This window comes from Pseudomonas sp. EggHat1 (assembly GCF_014892995.1).
Taxonomy (GTDB): domain Bacteria; phylum Pseudomonadota; class Gammaproteobacteria; order Pseudomonadales; family Pseudomonadaceae; genus Aquipseudomonas; species Aquipseudomonas chaetocerotis.
Genome location: NZ_JACKQK010000004.1, coordinates 141,561 through 161,057 on the forward strand (window position 1 = coordinate 141,561; position 19,497 = coordinate 161,057).

At 60.5% G+C, this 19,497-nt stretch carries 19 protein-coding genes; 6 read left to right on the plus strand and 13 right to left on the minus strand.

The genetic code is table 11. From position 1 onward, the window contains the following. Positions 1-77 precede the first annotated feature (77 nt). Positions 78-605, plus strand: a complete 528-nt coding sequence (locus tag INS93_RS08990; protein WP_192981118.1) for a DUF2062 domain-containing protein — start codon at positions 78-80, stop codon at positions 603-605. 37 nt (positions 606-642) lie between these two features. Here INS93_RS08990 and INS93_RS08995 read toward each other — a convergent pair whose 3' ends face one another. The 3 genes from INS93_RS08995 to INS93_RS09005 are packed head-to-tail and all read right to left on the minus strand — an operon-like array spanning position 643 to position 3,840. After that, positions 643-1,887 (minus strand): lipoprotein-releasing ABC transporter permease subunit, encoded by a 1,245-nt coding sequence (locus INS93_RS08995; RefSeq protein ID WP_192981120.1) that lies wholly within the window; start codon positions 1,885-1,887, stop codon positions 643-645. Beyond that, positions 1,887-2,573 (minus strand): lipoprotein-releasing ABC transporter ATP-binding protein LolD, encoded by a 687-nt coding sequence (gene lolD / locus INS93_RS09000; protein WP_420707294.1) that lies wholly within the window; start codon positions 2,571-2,573, stop codon positions 1,887-1,889. Before lolD ends, INS93_RS08995 begins: the two co-directional genes overlap by 1 nt. 19 nt (positions 2,574-2,592) lie before the next feature. After that, positions 2,593-3,840, minus strand: a complete 1,248-nt coding sequence (locus INS93_RS09005; RefSeq protein ID WP_160020364.1) for a lipoprotein-releasing ABC transporter permease subunit — start codon at positions 3,838-3,840, stop codon at positions 2,593-2,595. Positions 3,841-4,132: 292 nt separating this feature from the next. Here INS93_RS09005 and INS93_RS09010 point away from each other — a divergent pair, with 292 nt between their 5' ends. The 5 genes from INS93_RS09010 to INS93_RS09030 all read left to right on the plus strand — a co-directional run bounded on the left by INS93_RS09010 (position 4,133) and on the right by INS93_RS09030 (position 8,614). After that, positions 4,133-4,699: a PilZ domain-containing protein gene (locus tag INS93_RS09010; protein ID WP_192981124.1), complete on the plus strand. Its 567-nt coding sequence runs from the start codon at positions 4,133-4,135 to the stop codon at positions 4,697-4,699. A 19-nt stretch (positions 4,700-4,718) separates the two neighbouring features. Beyond that, on the plus strand, positions 4,719-5,021 hold the full coding sequence (locus tag INS93_RS09015) for a phosphodiesterase (RefSeq protein WP_192981126.1): 303 nt from the start codon (positions 4,719-4,721) through the stop codon (positions 5,019-5,021). 2 nt (positions 5,022-5,023) lie between these two features. After that, positions 5,024-5,743 (plus strand): glycerophosphodiester phosphodiesterase, encoded by a 720-nt coding sequence (locus INS93_RS09020; RefSeq protein WP_192981128.1) that lies wholly within the window; start codon positions 5,024-5,026, stop codon positions 5,741-5,743. A 698-nt stretch (positions 5,744-6,441) separates the two neighbouring features. Further along, entirely contained in the window at positions 6,442-7,827 is a 1,386-nt protein-coding gene (gene mgtE, locus INS93_RS09025; protein ID WP_192981129.1) for a magnesium transporter, read from the plus strand. A gap of 58 nt (positions 7,828-7,885) precedes the next feature. Beyond that, positions 7,886-8,614, plus strand: a complete 729-nt coding sequence (locus INS93_RS09030) for an MgtC/SapB family protein (protein ID WP_192981130.1) — start codon at positions 7,886-7,888, stop codon at positions 8,612-8,614. A 427-nt stretch (positions 8,615-9,041) separates the two neighbouring features. Here the strand turns inward: INS93_RS09030 and sthA are convergent, their stop codons facing one another. From sthA to INS93_RS09080, 10 genes are all read right to left on the minus strand, one after another. Then, complete coding sequence (sthA, locus tag INS93_RS09035; protein WP_072425943.1) at positions 9,042-10,436, minus strand: Si-specific NAD(P)(+) transhydrogenase; 1,395 nt, start codon at positions 10,434-10,436, stop codon at positions 9,042-9,044. Between the two features lie 96 nt (positions 10,437-10,532). Beyond that, positions 10,533-10,763, minus strand: a complete 231-nt coding sequence (gene nqrM / locus INS93_RS09040) for a (Na+)-NQR maturation NqrM (RefSeq protein WP_160020370.1) — start codon at positions 10,761-10,763, stop codon at positions 10,533-10,535. Beyond that, positions 10,760-11,683, minus strand: a complete 924-nt coding sequence (locus INS93_RS09045) for an FAD:protein FMN transferase (RefSeq protein WP_192981455.1) — start codon at positions 11,681-11,683, stop codon at positions 10,760-10,762. Before INS93_RS09045 ends, nqrM begins: the two co-directional genes overlap by 4 nt. Before the next feature lie 104 nt (positions 11,684-11,787). Next, entirely contained in the window at positions 11,788-13,011 is a 1,224-nt protein-coding gene (gene nqrF / locus INS93_RS09050; protein WP_160020371.1) for an NADH:ubiquinone reductase (Na(+)-transporting) subunit F, read from the minus strand. Positions 13,012-13,026: 15 nt separating this feature from the next. Further along, entirely contained in the window at positions 13,027-13,635 is a 609-nt protein-coding gene (nqrE, locus tag INS93_RS09055) for an NADH:ubiquinone reductase (Na(+)-transporting) subunit E (protein ID WP_160020372.1), read from the minus strand. Beyond that, entirely contained in the window at positions 13,635-14,309 is a 675-nt protein-coding gene (locus tag INS93_RS09060; protein ID WP_178094790.1) for an NADH:ubiquinone reductase (Na(+)-transporting) subunit D, read from the minus strand. Before INS93_RS09060 ends, nqrE begins: the two co-directional genes overlap by 1 nt. Beyond that, a complete protein-coding gene (locus tag INS93_RS09065) occupies positions 14,306-15,094 on the minus strand; it encodes a Na(+)-translocating NADH-quinone reductase subunit C (protein ID WP_160020374.1) in 789 nt (262 codons plus the stop codon). The genes INS93_RS09060 and INS93_RS09065 overlap by 4 nt, the downstream gene beginning before the upstream one ends. Next, a complete protein-coding gene (locus INS93_RS09070) occupies positions 15,087-16,298 on the minus strand; it encodes an NADH:ubiquinone reductase (Na(+)-transporting) subunit B (RefSeq protein WP_160020375.1) in 1,212 nt (403 codons plus the stop codon). The genes INS93_RS09065 and INS93_RS09070 overlap by 8 nt, the downstream gene beginning before the upstream one ends. A gap of 3 nt (positions 16,299-16,301) precedes the next feature. Next, positions 16,302-17,639, minus strand: a complete 1,338-nt coding sequence (locus INS93_RS09075; RefSeq protein ID WP_192981131.1) for a Na(+)-translocating NADH-quinone reductase subunit A — start codon at positions 17,637-17,639, stop codon at positions 16,302-16,304. 310 nt (positions 17,640-17,949) lie between these two features. Continuing rightward, positions 17,950-19,416, minus strand: a complete 1,467-nt coding sequence (locus INS93_RS09080) for a glyceraldehyde-3-phosphate dehydrogenase (RefSeq protein WP_192981132.1) — start codon at positions 19,414-19,416, stop codon at positions 17,950-17,952. Positions 19,417-19,497 lie beyond the last annotated feature (81 nt).

Here is a 19,497-nt window from a genome sequence, read left to right on the forward strand (position 1 = left end):
CCAGTCACAATATGGAAACGCTGGCCAGGCTGAATCCGTGCATAATACCGGCGCTTTTGCCTGCCCAGAGACTCTTCATGCCGCGTCGTTTATTCAAGCGCTACATGCCCAACCCCGACAGCATCAAGGGTAACAAGTCCCTGCGCTTTCTCGGCAAACTCATTCATGACCCCAATCTCTGGCATCTCAACCGCCATTCGGTAGCCCGTGGCATGGCCATCGGTCTGTTCTGGGCAATGATCCCCATGCCCATGCAGATGCTGGCCGCCGCCGCCGTCGCTATTCCGATGCGCGCCAACCTGCCGATTTCCATCGGCCTGGTTTGGCTGACCAACCCCATCACCATGCCGCCGGTTTTCTACTGCACCTACAAGCTGGGCGCGTGGATCATGCAGACGCCTCCGGTGCGCATGCCGACGACCCTGAGCCTGGAATGGATCACGGCTGAGGTGGCAGTGCTGTGGAAACCCCTGTATCTGGGCTCCTTCGTCGCAGGGATCATTCTCGCGGCGGCAGGCTATGTACTGACCATGCTCTACTGGCGCTGGTGGGTCCAGCGCAGTTGGCGCAAGCGTCAGGAAAAACGCCGACTGGAACGCCACTGAAAAGAAAAAGCCGTCAAAGTTGACGGCTTTTTCGTTCTTACTCGTAGCGCAGAGCTTCGGCCGGCTGCACCTGCGCCGCCCGCCATGAAGGGTAGAGCGTGGCGAGGAAACTCAGGATCAATGCCGCCGAACAGATCAGCACCACATCCAGCCACTGCAGGTCCGATGGCAGGCTGCTGATGAAGTACACATCGGAGCTCATTACCTGCTGCCCGGCGAGCGACTCCAGCCAGGCCACCAGCGCGCTGACATTGAGCGCCGCCAGCACACCCAGCACCGTGCCGATCAGCGTACCGACCAGGCCGATTACCGAGCCCTGCACCATGAAAATCGCCATGATCTGCCGCGGCGTGGCACCCAGGGTGCGCAGGATGGCGATATCGCCGCCCTTGTCAGCCACTACCATGATCAGCGTAGCGATGATGTTGAACGCCGCCACGGCAACGATCAGCAAAAGCAGCAGACCGATCATGGTCTTCTCCATTTTCATCGCGCTGAACAGGCTGCCCTGGGTATGAGTCCAGTCATCGGCGCGATAACCCGTCCCCAGCTCGTCGACCAATGCCTTGGACACCTGCGGAGCCTGGTAGAGGTCTTTCAGCGCCAGGCGAATGCCCGGCACCGTGCCTTCCGGCAGGCGCTGCATGGCAGCGGCATCGGCGACGTTGATCAGTGCCAGCGAGCTGTCCAGCTCGGCGCCCACCTTGAACACCGCCGCCACGTTCAGGCGCTGCATGCGCGGTGTGACGCCGCCGGGCGCGCTGCTCAGCTCGGGAATGATCAAGGTCAGCTTGTCGCCCACCTGCAGGCCGAAACGGCGCGCGGTGATATCGCCGATCACTACGCCGAATTCGCCGGGCTGCAGATTGTTCAGGCTGCCCTGGCGGATGTGCTCGGGCAGGATCGATACCTTACCCTCCTGCGCCGGGTCGATGCCGTGGATCTGAATCGGCTGCATCAGCCCACGATGCGAGAGCATGCCCTCCAACTCGGCATAAGGCGCTACGGCCTGCACCTGTGGATTGGCCATGGCCTTGTCCGCCAGGGCACGCCAGTCGGCGACCGGCTCGGCGCCGTAGAGCATGGCGTGCGGCACCATGCCGAGAATGCGCGAGCTCATTTCCTTCTGGAAGCCGTTCATCACCGACAACACCACGATCATCGCCAGCACGCCCAGCGCCAGGCCGATCATCGAAGTCAGCGAAATGAAGGAGATGAAATGGTTGCGGCGCTTGGCCCGTGTGTAGCGAGCGCCGATGAAGATACTCAGCGGACGAAACATCAGAGGGTCACCAGCTTGCCGTCCTGCAGGCTGAGCACGCGATCCATCTGGCGTGCCAGCTGCATGTCGTGGGTCACCACCAGGAACGCAGTGTTGGAGTCGCGGCTGAGCTCGCGCATCAGCTCCTGAATGCCTTCGGCAGTGTGCTGATCGAGGTTGCCGGTGGGCTCATCGAGCAGCACCAGCCCCGGGCGGTTGACCAGGGCACGGGCAATCGCCACACGCTGGCGCTCACCACCGGAGAGTTCAGACGGTTTGTGATTGAGGCGATGGGCAAGACCTACGCGCTCGAGCAGCCTGGTGGCACGCTCGCGCGCCTCGCTGATCGACGTCTTGCCGATCAACAGCGGCATGCAGACGTTCTCCAGTGCGGTGAACTCGGCCAGCAGGTGGTGAAACTGGTAGACGAAGCCCAGCGCACAGTTGCGCAGCAGGCCACGAGCGGTCTCGCTCAGCGCCGACAGCTGCTCGCCAGCAAGCCAGACACTGCCGTCGCTGGGCGTATCCAGGCCACCGAGCATGTTCAGCAGGGTGCTCTTGCCGGAACCGGAGCTGCCGACGATGGCCACGCGCTCGCCGGGCAGCAGCTCAAGCTCCAGACCATCGAGCACCACCACCGACTCGGGGCCCTCGTCGTAACGCTTGCTCAGGTTGCGGCAGCTGAGCACGGCATTGTGCTGTTTCATGGCGTTCTGGTTCATGGACTCACTCATAGCGCAGGGCCTCGGCCGGCTGGGTACGCGCAGCGCGCCAGGCTGGATACAGGGTGGCGAAGAAGCTCAGCAGCAACGCCGCGGTACAGACCATCACCACGTCGGCGCTCTGCAGTTGCGAAGGCAGGTAATCGATGAAGTAGACATCGGCATTGAGAAACTTGATGCCCAGCAGACGCTCGATGCCGGCGATCAGACTGCTGACGTTCAGTGCTGCGAGAATCCCCAGCACGGCGCCGATGAAGGTGCCGACCACCCCGATCACCGTACCTTGCACCATGAAGATGGCCATGATCTGCCGCGGCGTGGCGCCGAGGGTACGCAGGATGGCGATGTCGCCCTTCTTGTCGGTCACCACCATCACCAGCGTGGAAATGATGTTGAACGCGGCCACCGCGACGATCAGCAGCAGGAGCAGGCCGATCATGGTCTTCTCCATGCGAATGGCCTGGTACAGGTTGCCGTGGGTGCGGGTCCAGTCGCGGGCGTAGAAATCACCGTCGAGGGTCTGGGCGATCTCCCAGGCGCTGCGCGGCGCCTGGAACAGATCATCGAACTTCAGTCGCAGGCCCTGTACCTGATCCGGTTTCCAGCGCTGCAGGCGCGCCAGGTCGCTGATGTTGGCCAGCGCCAGTGCACCGTCGATCTCGCCAGCGCCGACGTGGAAGATGCCGGTGACGGTAAAGCGCTTCAGGCGCGGGAACATGCCGGCGGGGGTCACGGTGACCTCGGGCGCGACGAAGGTGACCTTGTCTCCCAGTTTCAGGCCCAGCTTGGCCGCTGCCTTGTCGCCGATGACCATGGCGAAATCGCCGGGTTTCAGGCTGTCGAGACTGCCCTGCTGGAAGAAGCCGTCGATGATCGACACCTTGCGTTCCTGCTCAGGGTCGATGGCATTGATCAGCACCTTCTGCACCTTGCCATCGTGCGTCAGCAGACCCTGCATCTGGGTGAAGGGCGCCAGCGCCTCGACACGCGGGTGGCGCTCGACCTGACGCGCCAATGCCGGCCAGTCGCTGACCGGCGTGGGCGATTCCACCGTGGCATGAGGAATCATCCCCAGCACGCGGGTGCGCATTTCGTGGTCGAAACCATTCATCACCGACAGTACCAGGATCATCACCATCACCCCGAGGGTGAGGCCGAGCATGGACGTCAGGGAAATGAAGGAGACGAAGTGGTTGCGACGCTTGGCCCGCGTGTAGCGCGTACCGATGAATACGAACAGAGGTCTGAACATGTCGGAGAGATTCGAGGGAAAGAAAAACGTCCTTGTGGCAGGGCCAGGTCAGCAGCCTTACACTCAGAAGCAACTCAAAGTCTGCTGCGTATCGGGCATGCTGCGTTAAAGACACTTGGAAAGCCGCTTATGGCTAGCGCACTTCAGTGTGGCCCCGAAGGGGCGAGCGAAGCGAGCAATGCTCGTTTACCATTCGTAACCGAGGCTTGTTCGGCGACGCTTGCCTGGCACGCATCCAGTTCGCGAGACTTTCAACAGGGTCTTCGACCACCACCGCTTTCATGGGTTCGCCATGTCGACTAACGATGTAGATGATCGCCGCGAATACTATCGTATCGACGATACGATCGCACTGGAATTCAGCCTGCTGTCGGGGGCCGAAGCCCATGCCAGCGACGCGCTTCACGATCCATCGCCGCTGTTCAACCTGCTCAGCGACCTGCACCTGACGGACTTCGAATCCCAGCATCTGCTGCGCCATATCACCGAACGCGACCGTACCCTGGCCAACTACCTGAAGGTGATCAACAAGCGCATCGACCTGCTCGGCCAGGCCGTGGCGCAGAGCCTGCTGCGCGACATCGGCGCGCCACGCCAGGTCTCGCTGTCCGAAGGCGGCATCAGCTTCAATAACGCCCAGGCCGTGGCGCCGGGTAGCCATCTGGCGATCAAGATGGTGCTGATGCCACAGGCCCTCGGCCTCTTGCTGCGTGGCCAGGTGGTGCACTGCAGTCAACGCGCGGACGGTCAATTCGAGATCGGCACCGAGTTCGAAGCGTTGACCGACGCACAGCGCCAGTTGCTGGCTCGGCATATCCTGCAGAAGCAGGCTCTGGAGCGTCGCCAAGCCCGCGAATGACAGCCGCCAAGGAACCGCCATGTATCGTCTCGCTCTGCTTTTCACCCTGCTCGCCCCTACTGCTCTATTCGCTGACACCCTGACCATTCCTCTGGGCAACCAGGGCGCCGAACTCGACCCCCGCACCCTGCCGCACAAAGGCCAGTCCAAGCGTTCGGTGCTGGAGCGTTTCGGCCTGGCCGATGAAGAGCACAAGCCTGTCGGCCAGCCACCGATCACGCGCTGGGACTACCGCGAATTCAGCGTCTATTTCGAATACGATCACGTGATCAACAGCGTGCGCCATCACCAGCCGCGCCACCTCGACACCGTCAAGGAGTAACAGTGACTCACATCTACGGCCATCGCGGCGCCAAGGGCGAAGCCCCGGAAAATACCCTGGCCAGTTTCCAGCGCTGCCTGGAACACGGCGTCGACCGCTGCGAACTGGATCTGCATCTGTCGCGCGACGGCGAACTGATGGTGATCCACGACCCGACGCTCAAGCGCACCACCGGCCTGCGCGGCAAGGTGGTCGAGCACGACGCCGCCGAGCTGGTGAAGTACGACGCACGCAAGGGTGGCCCCGGCTGGGTACGTCCCTGCACCATTCCGCGCCTGGAAGAATTGTTCGAGCAGTGCAAATTCGCGCATTGGCAATTGGAGGTGAAAAGCGCCTCGAAAGTGCGCGCCGCGCGCACCGTGCTGGCCATTGCCGAACTCGTCGAGCGCTTCGGCCTGCGCGAGCAGATCACCATCACCTCCAGCTCGCGGGAAGTACTCAAGGCCGCGCGCGAACTGACCCCGCAGCTGCAGCTGGGTCTGGTTGCCGAGTACGCCTGGCTCGACCCACTGAAAGTGGCGGCGCACTACGACTGTCACCTGCTGGCATTGAACTGGACCCTGTGCACCCCGGAGCGCCTGCTCAAGGCGCAGAAGCAAGGGCTGCACGTGTCGGTATGGACGGTCAACGAGCCGGCGCTGATGCGCCGCCTGGCTGACTTCGGCGCCGACAGCATCATCACCGACTTTCCCGGCCTGGCGGTGCAGACGCTGCGCGGCTAGTCGCGCAGGACAGGAGAGCAAAGTCTCTTGTCCTGCAAGGCCCCCTGCACGGGCATTACCTCAAAGACCATAGGTCCCGTGCCTGCCTTGCCTTCAGGAAATGCAAGTGCCACTTAATGCAACCTGAACAGCATTCAATCAGTAGATTGCCAAGCGCTGGATGGGGAACTACGATTGCGCCCGTCTAATTTCTGGAGTTCTTGCTGTGGAAGGTTCCAGTAGTCGATCCAGCATCGACGAACCACAGGCAAGGTAATCGCGGGATCTTCTTCTCGCCACTGCCTTGCCGAACTGGCGGGTAGTGGTATCAAACGACCTTACTTCGGTCGCGCCTTACTACTTCCTATGTAAATCCGGTCTGTTGCCATAAACATTGGCGGCTTTTCAGCGCCTGTGGACTTGCCTGCGCCGGCTGGGAAGACCTTTGCGTTTCTATTTTTCAGCACCAGTTTTTTCCTGCGACGGAAGGCTGTTGCCTGGAATTCTGGCATTGAACCGTAACGTGCTCTGGGTGTTTGAGCCCCTTGTCACTTCATCAACCTACTGGAGGCCGTCATGGACCCTGACCCTGGTCGATCTTGCCGTTTGAACCTCAATTACTTCACCCCGTTATCGGCCTGTGGCTGTCGGGGCGTGCCCATGGTCTGACAGATCAGGCATGTCCGCGGCCGCCTGAAAGGCCCGAAAGGAGCATGCCCATGAATCGCGAAGACCTGCTGTTTTCCGTTCGCACCCTGGCTCACTCGCTCGATGCTGCGAGCTTTGCCAGCCTTGCAACGCACACTCATTCTTCCGACCTGGTAGAGGCACTCGATGTCCTCAACACGGCGGAAACAGTCTCTCTACTGCTGATCCTGGCTCCACTCGCCCGCGCAGAACTCTTCGCCCACATCCCGGAGAAACGCCAGGACACCCTGCTCCGTGCGATGCCGCGCGAGGCTGTGGTAGAGCTGTTTGAACGCATGCCGTCGGATGACCGAGCCGACCTCTATAACCGCCTGAGCGAGAGGGCCAAGCAGAAGCTTCTGCCCGCGCTAGCCAAGGTCGAGCGCGATGACATCATCAAGCTGGCTGCCTATCCGGATGGAACCGTCGGATCAGTGACGACTTCGGATTACGTCCGCGTTTCACCCGAAATGGCAGTGGCCTGTGCGCTGGAGCATATCCGCGCGACCGCCCCCGACAAGGAGACTATCTATGTCATCTATGTACTGGACCAGGAGCAGCGACTCAGTGGCACCGTATCACTACGTGATCTGGTACTGGCGGATGCGAACGCCACCATCGGCGAGATCATGCGCAGCAGTCCAGTTTTTGCACGCGCTCAATGGCCTCGTGAGCAGGCTGCAGAACTGATTCGCCATTACGATCTGCTGGCACTACCGGTGATCAACGGTGGTGAGCGCATGATCGGTATCGTCACGGTCGATGACGCCATGGATATCGAGAAGGAGCAGGACGCTACTCAGCTCGCCCGTTTCGGCGGTACTGCCGTATTGGGCGGCCCCGACCTGGATGTGATCGCGTCCCCGTTCAAGCAGATGTTCAGCGTACGCGTGTTCTGGCTGGTGATCCTGACGTTCTTCGGCATCCTGACCAGCACCTTCGTGGCAGCGCAGGAGGAAATTCTGACTCAGGCCATCGTACTGGCTGCGTTCATCGCACCGATCGTGGACATGGGCGGTAATACAGGTAGCCAGTCGGCCACCCTGGTCATTCGGGCGATGACCCTCGGAGAACTCAGGCTCACATGGCGTGATGTATGGCTGATCATCAAGCGTGAGTTACCCGTAGCGGCAGCACTGGGGGGCGTGATCGCGTTGCTCGAAGTCATCCTGGCGTTCTTCGCCAAGGGCGTCGGCTTCGATGTGCTGATGGTAGTCGGCTTTAGCATGCTGATATGCACTGTGCTCGGCGGCGTCATCGGTGCGCTGCTGCCGTTCCTCGCTCGACGCATCGGCACCGATCCAGCCACGCTGTCCTCGCCGCTCATCACCTCGATCATGGACCTGCTGGGCGTGTTCATCTACTTCGGCTTTGCCTACGCCTTCCTGGGCGACCTGCTGACCCAGGCAGCTGGCTGACTGCGCAATCGTGCCATGGGGCCCGGCTCGGCTGGGCCTCATTATTTAAGGGGGTAGCATGTATATCGCTCAACATATGGATCTGACCGCGTCACTCAATACCCTGGCGAGTCTGCTGACTGCGTTCCTGCTGGGTGCTGTGATTGGCCTGGAGCGTCAATATCGTCAGCGCACGGCCGGCTTGCGAACCAACGTACTGGTCGCAGTCGGTGCCGCACTGTTCGTCGATATTGCCATGCGCTTTCACGCCATCTACGGCGGCAGCCCAAGCCCTTTGCACGTGCTGGCCTATGTGGTCTCAGGCGTAGGTTTCCTGGGAGCCGGCGTGATCATGCGTGAGGAAGGCAATATTCGGGGAATCAACACAGCTGCGACACTGTGGGGCTCCGCCGCAGTGGGTGTCGCTGCGGGTACCGGTATGCTGGTAGAAGCCGTGCTGGGGACCCTGTTTGTGCTGTCGGCCAACACCTTGCTACGCCCAATAGTCAATGCGATCAATCGCCAACCCCTCGATGTGGAGTCGGTAGAAGTAACCAATACGGTCTGTGTGATCGCCGACAAGGAACGTCAGCAGGTAATCATGAAGGCGCTGGAGGCTTCCCTTGAGAGTGGTCGCTTCCCTGTACGCGATCTGGAAGTCAACGCCTTCGGCGAGGACGCCGTAGAGATCGAAGCCACTCTCACCGTAACGTCGATCGATGGCGATGAGCTCGATGCTCTGATGCGCAAGTTGACGTCATTACTGGGTGTAAGACAGGCATTCTGGAGTCCAAGCACAACCGGTTGAGATCCCCCGCAAGCTGATATCCGTGCTGCCAGTGAGATGCGCAGTGTCACGAAAGCGTCCTGGCATTACGACAATGGACGACTTCGTAGCGTGTAGATTCTGCGGACGGTGGTGCACTCGACAAGCCTGAAAACTCACTTGCCAGCGTCGCCCCCAGACTCTCCTGAGCAGCACGATAGAAGGCTCAGGACGCACGCAGGAAGGAAACGCGCATAAAAAATCCGACACCTGAAAACAGGTATCGGATTCTGCTTGCAACGCCCGCATGCACCAAGGTCGAGACTTGTCAGACTTGCATGAGCCACATGGCCGCTTTCAACATTCTGCCGCCTGAGACGCTAGAAGCTCTCCCGATTCGGCCAGCGCCACTCGGAAGCCACTACCCAGCCTGTCTCCCCGACCGGCTCAGGCCGCCGGCCGGAGCCGCTCAAAAAAGCCGGTTGAGACCGTCGAACGCAGCAACCCGATAGGCCTCGGCCATGGTCGGGTAGTTGAAGGTGGTGTTGATAAAGTACTTGATGCTGTTGGCTTCACCCTTCTGGTTCATGATCGCCTGGCCGATGTGGACGATCTCCGAGGCCTGATAGCCGAAGCAGTGCACGCCCAGCACTTCCAGTGTTTCACGGTGGAAGAGGATCTTCAGCATACCCACCGGCTCGACCGAGATCTGCGCCCGCGCCATGCCCTTGAAGAAGGCCTTGCCCACTTCGTAAGGCACCTTGGCCTGAGTCAGTTCCCGCTCGGTCTTGCCGATCGAGCTGATCTCCGGAATGGTGTAAATGCCGGTCGGTACGTCATCGACGAAACGCCAGCTGCCGTTGTCGACGATGCTGCCGGCAGCGGAACGCCCCTGGTCGGCAGCGGCGCTGGCCAGGCTCGGCCAGCCGATCACATCACCGGCAGCGTAGATGTTGCTGACCTCGGTGCGGTAATGCTCGTCGACCTGGATCTGACCACGGCTGTTGACCGCAATGCCGATGTTCTCCAGCCCCAGTTGATCGGTATTGCCGGTGCGGCCGTTACACCACAGCAGTGCGTCGGCCTTGATCTTCTTGCCTGACTTCAGGTGCAGGACCACGCCGTTTTCCACACCCTCGATGCGCTCGTACTCTTCGTTGTGACGAATCAGCACGTTGTTGTTGCGCAGGTGATAGCTCAGGGCATCGGAGATTTCCGAGTCGAGGAAGCTGAGCAGTTGATCGCGGTTGTCGATCAGATCGACCAGCACGCCCAGACCACTGAAGATCGAGGCGTACTCGCAGCCAATGACCCCGGCGCCGTAGATGATCAGGCGGCGCGGCGTGTGACCGAGGCTGAGGATGGTGTCGCTGTCGTAGATACGCGGGTGACGGAAATCGACATCGGCCGGGCGATAAGGACGCGAGCCGGTCGCGATGACGATCTGCTTGGCCACCAGCTTTTCCACCACGCCGTTGATGCAGACCACTTCCACCGTCTGCTCGTCGGCAAAGCTGGCAGTACCGAAATAGGTATCGATACGGTTACGGGCGTAGTAGCCCGTGCGGGAGGTGACCTGCTTGGCGATCACCTTCTCGGCGCTTTTCAGCACGTCAGGAAAGGAGAACCAGCGCGGCTCGCCAATCTGGCGGAACATCGGATTGGTATTGAACTGCATGATCTGCCGCACCGAGTGGCGCAGCGCCTTGGAGGGAATGGTCCCCAGGTGAGTACAGTTGCCACCGACCAGCGGACGATTGTCGACCACGGCCACCTTGCGCCCGGCCTTGGCCGCGTTCATCGCCGCGCCTTCGCCCGCAGGGCCGGAGCCCAGCACCACCACATCGTAGTTGTAGACCGCCATGTTTACTCCTTCAGATCAGGCCGGAGCGCTTGTGGCGCACCCTCGGCGGGGCCGGCAGCGGATTGCGACTACCGGCTGTCAAACCATACCGCCAGCTCAGCGCTTGCTCGCGTCGTAAGCCAGGTCGGTGTTCGGCGCTTCGCTCTGCTCGCGATTGACCTCTTCGCACTTCTCGCGGCTACCACCGCAGATCGAGCACTCCTTCTCGATACCCAGGTTGGCGATGCCACCGCAGGAACCGGCGATAGGTTTGCGCCCCATGATCACACCAACGGCCATCATGCCGACGACCAGAATCATGGCCAGAAATACAACCAGAAAAGTCATTGCTCATCTCCTGCAGCGAATAGCTGCTCGAATGCGGTCGTGCCCTGTGTGACGAATCCCTCGCCCTCACGCGTCACGAAAAACGCCGCGATACCGTTACGCTCGGCGAAGGCCATCCCGGCTTCCGGCCCGAGCACCATCAATAGGGTAGACAAGCCATCGGCGCGCAAGGTCGATGGATCTGCCACCGTCACCGCCGCCAGCTTGTGGTTGACCGGCTTGCCGCTCAGCGGATCGAGCGTGTGCGAGTAGCGCTGGCCGTTCTCTTCGAAGTAGTTGCGGTAGTCACCCGAGGTGGAGATACCGTAGCCATCGAGTTGCAGAATACGCTGAGCGACCCGCTGATCGTCGCGTGGGGCTTCCAGGCCGATACGCCAGTGGCTGCCATCGGGCTTGAAGCCTGCAGCCTTGAGCTCGCCGGTGGCCTCGACCAGATAACTGGTGACACCCAACTCGCCCAGACGCGCCACGATCAGATCGACAGCGTAACCGGCAGCGATGCTGTTGAAGTCGACCTCCACGTCAACGTCCTTGCACAGTTGCTCGCCTTCGATTCTCAGGTGCTGTTGACCAACCCGCTGACGCACTTCGGCCAGGCGCTCGGCATCCGGCACCGCCACGCCCTGCCCCTTGGGCCCGAAGCCCCAGAGGTCGAGCAGGGGCTCCAGCGTCAGGTCGAAATAGCCCTGACTCTCCTGGTGCAGGCGATCGCCGGCGCGAACCAGGTCCAGCACGCCTTTGGGCATGGTCTGGCAGGTACCCGCTGGCGCCCGGTTGAACTGCTCGATCAGCGAATCATCGCGATAGGTGGACATCTGCAGATCGATCTCGGCGAGGATCGCCTCGGTCGCGGCCTTGAGTTCGGCTTGCGGCGCGACACCTTCACTGCGGACGTATTTGATCGAATAGGTGCTGCCCATGGTCGGGCCACCGAACTCTTCGATCCGTTCAGAATACAAGCAGCCCGTTAGGGCTGCCGCCAGGGCGACAGCGATAACGGGCTGGAGTACAGCAGACCTCATGCTTAGCCGCCGAAGTCGTCGAGGAGGATGTTCTCCGGCTCGACACCCAGGTCGGTCAGCATCTTGATCACGGCGGCGTTCATCATGGGTGGGCCGCACATGTAGAACTCGCAATCCTCCGGAGCCGGATGGTCCTTCAGGTAGTTCTCGTACAGCACGTTGTGGATGAAGCCCTTGAGACCAGTCCAGTTGTCTTCCGGCTGCGGGTCGGACAGCGCCAGGTGCCACTGGAAGTTCGGGTTCTCGGCGGCCAGTTGATCGTACTCTTCGTTGTAGAACGATTCACGCATGGAGCGCGCACCGTACCAGAAGCTGATCTTGCGCGTGGACTTCAGGCGCTTGAGCTGGTCGAAGATGTGCGAGCGCATCGGCGCCATACCTGCACCACCACCGATGAAGACCATTTCGGCGTCGGTGTCCTTGGCGAAGAACTCACCGAACGGCCCGTACACGGTGATCTTGTCGCCCGGCTTGAGGCTGAACACGTAGGAAGACATCTTGCCCGGTGGCAGATCGTCCTTGCCAGGGGGCGGCGAGGCGATACGGATGTTGAACTTCACCAGACCGCGTTCTTCCGGGTAGTTGGCCATGGAATAGGCACGGATCACAGTCTCCTCGACCTTGGACACGTACTTCCACTGGTTGAACTTGTCCCAGTCGCCGCGATACTCCTCCTGGATGTCGAAGTCCTTGTAGTACACGGTGTGCGGCGGGCACTCCAGCTGCACATAACCACCGGCGCGGAAGTCGACGTTTTCGCCTTCCGGCAGCTTCAGCGTCAGCTCCTTGATGAAGGTAGCGACGTTGGGGTTGGACTCGACGGTGCATTCCCACTTCTTGACGCCGAAGACCTCTTCCGGGACTTCGATCTTCATGTCCTGCTTGACCGGGGTCTGGCAGGAAAGACGCCAACCCTCACGGGCCTCGCGCCTGGTGAAGTGCGACTCCTCGGTGGACAGCATCTCGCCGCCGCCAGATTCGACGACACACTTGCACTGCGCGCAGGTGCCGCCGCCGCCGCAGGCGGAGGACAGGAAGATGTTGTTGTCGGCCAGGGTCTGCAACAGCTTGCCGCCAGCCGGTACCACGATGGTTTTTTCGCCGTTGATCTCGATGCTCACGTCACCGCTGGAGACCAGCTTGGCGCGCGCGGCGAGGATGATCAGCACCAGCGCGAGAACGATGGCGGTGAACATGCCGATGGCGAGGAAAATTTCGTAATTCATCTGTTCATCCTTTCCTTACAGCTGCACGCCGGAGAAGGACATGAAGCCCAGCGACATCAGACCGATGGTGATGAAGGTGATGCCCAGACCCTGCAGGCCAGCCGGTACATCGCTGTACTTGAGCTTCTCGCGGATACCGGCCAGCGCGGCGATGGCCAGTGCCCAGGACACGCCCGCACCGACACCGTAGACGGTGCTCTCGGCCAGGTTGTAGTCACGCTCGACCATGAACAGCGAGCCACCCATGATGGCGCAGTTCACGGTAATCAGCGGCAGGAACACGCCGAGGGCGTTGTACAGCGAGGGCACGTACTTATCCAGGGTCATTTCCAGGATTTGCACGATGGCCGCGATCACGCCGATGAAGGTCAGCAGACCGAGGAAGGACAGGTCCACCTCAGGCATGCCGGCCCAGGCCAAGGCACCATCCTTGAGGATGTTGGTATAGATCAGGTTGTTCACCGGCATGGTGATACCCAGCACCACGACCACGGCGATACCCAGGCCGATGGCGGTTTCCACCTTCTTGGAGATGGCGATGAAGGTACACATGCCGAGGAAGAACGCCAGTGCCATGTTCTCGACGAACACCGCACGGACGAACAGGCTGATGTAATGTTCCATTAATAGGCCTCCTTGCTGGATACCTGAGGCGCCATCTTGTAAGCGTTGGCCTCGATTTGATCCTTCTTCCAGCTACGAATGGCCCAGATGAACAGACCGATCAGGAAGAACGCCGAAGGCGGCAGCAGCAGCATACCGTTGGGCTGGTACCAACCACCGTCGTTGACCACCGACAGAATCTCGTAGCCCATCAGCTTGCCGGCGCCAAACAGTTCACGAATAACGCCCAGGGCAATCAACATGGCGCTGTAGCCCAGACCATTACCAATACCGTCGAAGAACGACAGCACAGGCGGGTTCTGCATGGCGAAGGCCTCGGCACGACCCATCACGATGCAGTTGGTGATGATCAGACCAACGAACACCGACAGCTGTTTGGACAGGCTGAAGGCATACGCCTTGAGCACCTGGTCCACCACGATCACCAGCGAGGCGATGATCACCATCTGCACGATCATGCGGATCGAGCCCGGAATCTGACTGCGGATCATTGAGATGAACAGGTTGGAGAAACCGGTCACCAGCGTCAGCGCGGCGGACATCACCAGCGCGGTCTGCAGGTTCGAGGTCACCGCCAACGCCGAGCAAATGCCCAGAATCTGCAGGCCGATTGGATTGTTGTTGAAGATCGGGTTGAGCAGGACTTCTTTAATAGTCGGCTGCGACATGATCAAGCCTCCCCTGCACGCAGGTTAGCGATAAACGGACCGAAGCCGTTCTGGCCGAGCCAGAACTTCAGCAGGTTGTCCACACCGACGCTAGTCAGGGTGGCGCCCGCCAGGCCATCGACCTGGTGGGTAGCGTTCGGGCTTTGCGGATCGACACCGCCCTTGACCACCTGTACGGCCAACTTGTCGTTGTCGTCGAACAGGGTCTTGCCCGGCCACTGGCCCTTCCATTTCGGGTTGTCCACCTCGCCGCCAAGACCCGGGGTCTCGCCGTGCTGGTAGAAGCCCATGCCGACCACGGTATTGAGGTCGCCCTTGACGGCGATGAAACCGTGCAGGGTCGACCACAGACCATAGCCGCGAACCGGCAGGATCAGGGTTTCGACTTCGCCATCCTTCTCCACCATGTAAACGGTGGTGTAACGCTCCTGGCGCTTGATCCCGGCAATATCCTCGCTGCCTTTCAGAGCCTCGGAGGTTTTCGGGTCCTTGGCAGCCTTGAGCGGATCGAAGGTGATCGGATCGAAAGCATCGGAGAACGTGCCGCTCTCAAGATCCACCAGCTTGGCGGTGATGGTGCTGTCAAACAGCTCCTTGACCTTGGCGCCGGACATACCCGCTTCGCCCAGGCCTGCAATGGCCAGGATGCTGCGCTGCTTGTCCAGCAGGCGGTTTTCAACCTGAGTCGGCTTCAGTGCGATGGCGGCGCCGGCGACGAACACCGAGCACACCAGACACACCAGCACCGCCACCGTCAGCGTGCGGACGGTGGATTCTTTTTGACTAGACATTGCGTGCCAGCCTCCGCTTGATATTGGCTTGAACGACGAAGTGGTCGATCAGCGGTGCAAACAGGTTGGCGAACAGGATCGCCAGCATCATGCCCTCGGGGAAGGCCGGATTGACCACACGGATCAGAACGACCATCACGCCGATCAGGGCGCCGAAGATCCACTTGCCGGTATTGGTCATGGAGGCAGACACCGGGTCGGTGGCCATGAAGAACATGCCAAAGGCGAAGCCGCCGACAACCAGATGCCAGTACCACGGCATGGCGAACATCGGGTTGGTGGTGGAGCCGATCAGGTTGAGCAGCATGCTCAGACCGATCATGCCCAGCATCACGCCAGCGACGATGCGCCAAGCGGCGATCTTGGTGATCAGCAGGACCAGGCCGCCGATGGCAATCGCCAGGGTGCTGGTTTCGCCGAGCGAACCGTGAATGGTGCCGACGAAAGCATCCATCCAGGTGATGCCGTTATTGATCACGTTCTCGATGCCGCCGGAGGCTGCCAGGCTCAGCGAAGTAGCACCAGCGAAACCGTCGACTGCAGTCCACACCGCATCACCCGACATCTGCGCCGGATAGGCGAAGAACAGGAAAGCACGGCCGGTCAGTGCCGGGTTGAGGAAGTTCTTGCCAGTACCACCGAACACTTCCTTGCCAATCACCACGCCGAAGCTGATGCCCAGGGCCACCTGCCAAAGCGGAATGCTCGGCGGCAGAATCAGGGCGAACAGCACGGAAGTGACGAAGAAACCTTCGTTGACTTCATGCTTGCGGATCGAAGCGAACAGCACTTCCCAGAAGCCGCCGACGATGAAAGTCACCGCGTATACCGGCAGGAAATAAGCCGCGCCCTGGATGAAGTTATCCCACAGGCTGTTCGCATCGAAACCGGCCAACGAGCCGATCAGCGCGAAGCGCCAGCCTTCCTGGCTCGCCAGCAGCTCGGGGCTCTGGGCGAAGATCAGGTTGGCCTGGTAGCCGGTGTTCCACATGCCGAAGAACATGGCCGGGAAGGTGCACAGCCATACGGTGATCATCATGCGCTTGAGGTCGATGCCGTCACGCACGTGAGCCGTGGTCTTGGTCACGCTGCCAGGACGATAGAAGAAGGTGTCGATCGCCTCGTACAAGGCATACCACTTCTCGTACTTGCCGCCCTTCTCGAAGTTGTGCTCGATTTTATCGAGCAATGCACGAATACCCATGAGTTAACCCTCCTTCTCGATGCGGGTGAGGTTATCCCGCAGGATCGGGCCATATTCATACTTGCCGGCACACACGTAGGTGCACAGCGCCAGGTCTTCTTCGTCGAGTTCCAGGCAACCCAGTTTCTGGGCCATCTCGGTGTCACCGACGATCAGGTAGCGCAACAGTTGAGTCGGCAGGATATCCAGTGGCATCACTGCTTCGTAGTTGCCCACCGGCACCATGGCGCGCGGGCTGCCGTTGGTGGTGGTGGTGAAGTTGAACAGCTTGGCACCCTCCAGCTTGGAGACGAAAATGTTCAGTACCGAGTGCTTGTTAACGCCGGCACGCAGGTAATGCATCATCTCGCGATCGTTACCCTCGCCCAGGCAAGACACCTGATTGTGGTAGCGCCCGAGGAACGCGAACGCGCCCTGAGCGGTGCGACCGCCAAATACCGAGCCGGAAATCACGCGATTGAAGCCCGGTTTCAGCTCACCGGCGGTGAGCTCTTCCAGGCTGGCGCCCAGGCGGGTACGCAGCAGACGCGGCTGCTCGGCAACCGGGCCACCCAACGCAACCACGCGCTCGACGAACAGCTGACCGGTGGTGAACAGCTTGCCCACCGCGATCACGTCCTGATAACCGATTTGCCAGACACTCTTGCGGGTACTGACCGGGTCGAGGAAGTGAATATGGGTACCTGGCAGACCCGCCGGGTGCGGGCCGGCAAAGGTTTCGCTCTGCACCTTGGCCAGCTTCTCGCCCGGCAGGCTGACGCCATCGGCCTTGCACAGGAAAATCTTGCCCAGATTACCGAGAACCTTGAGGCCATTTTCGAAATCAGCGGCATGTTCACCGATGATCACTGCAGGATCGGCGGCAAGCGGGTGCGTATCGACGGCAGTCACGAAGATCGAGCTGGGCACGGCATCGAGCGCCGGCACCTTGCTGAACGGGCGCGTGCGCAGAGCGGTCCACAGGCCGGACTGTTGCAGATTCTCGCGAACCTGCTCGTCACTGAGCGCTTCAAGCTGGTCGGCCGCGTACTGAGCGAAGGTTTCCTGATCGTCGCCATCGATGTCGATGACCACGGACTGCAGAACACGTTTCTCGCCACGGTGAATGGCGCTGATCACGCCTGCAGCGGGGGCGGTGTAGCGCACGCCGGGTGTCTTCTTGTCGGTAAACAGCAATTGACCGAGTTTGACCCGGTCACCGACCTGCACTTCCATCGTCGGCTTCATCCCGTGATAGTCGAAGCCGATGACGGCGACACTGCGTACGGGCCTGGCGGCCTCGATACGCTGTGCCGGCGCACCCGTTATGGGCAAATCAAGCCCATGCTTTAGTTTGATCATAGGTTTGCCTAACCACTGATTTAGAAAGCTTTTTATAGGACAGGCGGCGCTAGCGAAGGTCTAATAGACCCAACCACGCCAATGCGATATGGGCGTGGAGGAAGGCGCCAAACCTGGGTAAAAAATCCGCTTGATTATAAAGACGCCCCCCCTCACTGACCACCCAAGCGCTTGCTTTTTTTGGCTTTTCGGTAACAGGGCGCAACAAGTTCGATGCTGACCCATATCAACGCGCCAACCTCCGCCAGGTCATTTTCTGCACATAAAAAAACGGGAGCCGAAGCTCCCGTTTTTCATGCGCCCCCGGCGCTTAGCGCGGGAAGGCCGGCGGGTTGACCCCAGCCATGTCTTCCATCACGCGAACCACCTGGCAGCTGTAACCGAACTCGTTGTCGTACCAGACGTAGAGCACGACACGGTTGTCGTTGGCGATGGTGGCTTCGGCATCGACCACGCCAGCATGGCGCGAACCGACGAAGTCGGTCGAGACCACTTCCTGCGAGCTGACGAAGTCGATCTGCTTCTGCAGATCCGAGTGCATGGCCATCTGGCGCAGGTACTCGTTGATTTCTTCACGGCTGGTGGCCTTCTCGAGGTTCAGATTGAGAATGGCCATCGACACGTTCGGCGTCGGCACACGAATGGCGTTGCCGGTCAGCTTGCCTTTCAGCACTGGCAGCGCCTTGGCTGCAGCGGTTGCGGCGCCAGTTTCAGTGATGACCATGTTCAGCGCGGCACTACGACCACGACGACTGCCTTTGTGGAAGTTGTCGATCAGGTTCTGGTCGTTGGTGTACGAGTGAACGGTCTCGACGTGACCGTTGATGATGCCGTACTGATCATTGACCGCCTTGAGCACCGGCACGATGGCGTTGGTGGTGCAGGAAGCGGCAGAGATGATCTTGTCATCAGCGGTGATTTCGCTGTGGTTGATGCCATGCACGATGTTCTTCAGCGCGCCCTTGCCAGGCGCGGTGAGGACAACGCGATCGACGCCCGGGCAAGCCAGGTGCTGACCCAGGCCCTCGGCATCGCGCCACACACCGGTATTGTCCACCAGCAGCGCGTTCTTGATGCCGTACTGGGTGTAATCGACTTCCTTCGGCTCCTTGGCATAGATCACCTGGATCAGGTTGCCGTTGGCCGTCAGGGTGTTGTTCTCTTCATCGATGGTGATGGTGCCGTTGAACTTGCCGTGTACCGAGTCACGACGCAGCAGGCTGGCGCGCTTGACCAGATCATTGCTGGCACCCTTGCGCACGACGATGGCGCGCAGACGCAGGCCGTCGCCACCACCGGTCTTCTCGATCAGGATGCGCGCCAGCAGACGGCCGATACGACCGAAGCCGTAGAGAACCACGTCGGTGCCTTCACGCGCCGAACCGTTCTGCTTGCCCACTACGTCGGCCAGCTCGTCCTTGACGAACTGCTCGACGCCGCGACCAGCGCCTTCGGCCTTGAACTTGGCGACCAGCTTGCCCAGGTCCACGGAAGCGGCACCCAGCTTGAGCTCGCTCATGGCCTTGAGCATGGGGAAGGTGTCGTGCACCGACAGCTCGGTCTCATCGGCAAGGCGATGACGAGCGAAACGGTGAGCCTTGAGGATGTCGATGACCGAACGATTGATCAGGCCACGGCCATAAATCGAGGTCACCACATTGTTGTTGCGGTAGAGCTGACCAATCAGCGGAATCATCGCTTCCGCGAGGGCTTCACGATCGATCCATTCACCGAGACACTGGTCGGGCTTCTGAGTCACGGGCAGTACCTTCCACATGTAGGGGCTGAAAAAAGGGGCTACATTATGACGGCGCGCGCGGGCATGAGCAATGCGCGCCTGTCGCGACTGACATTGACC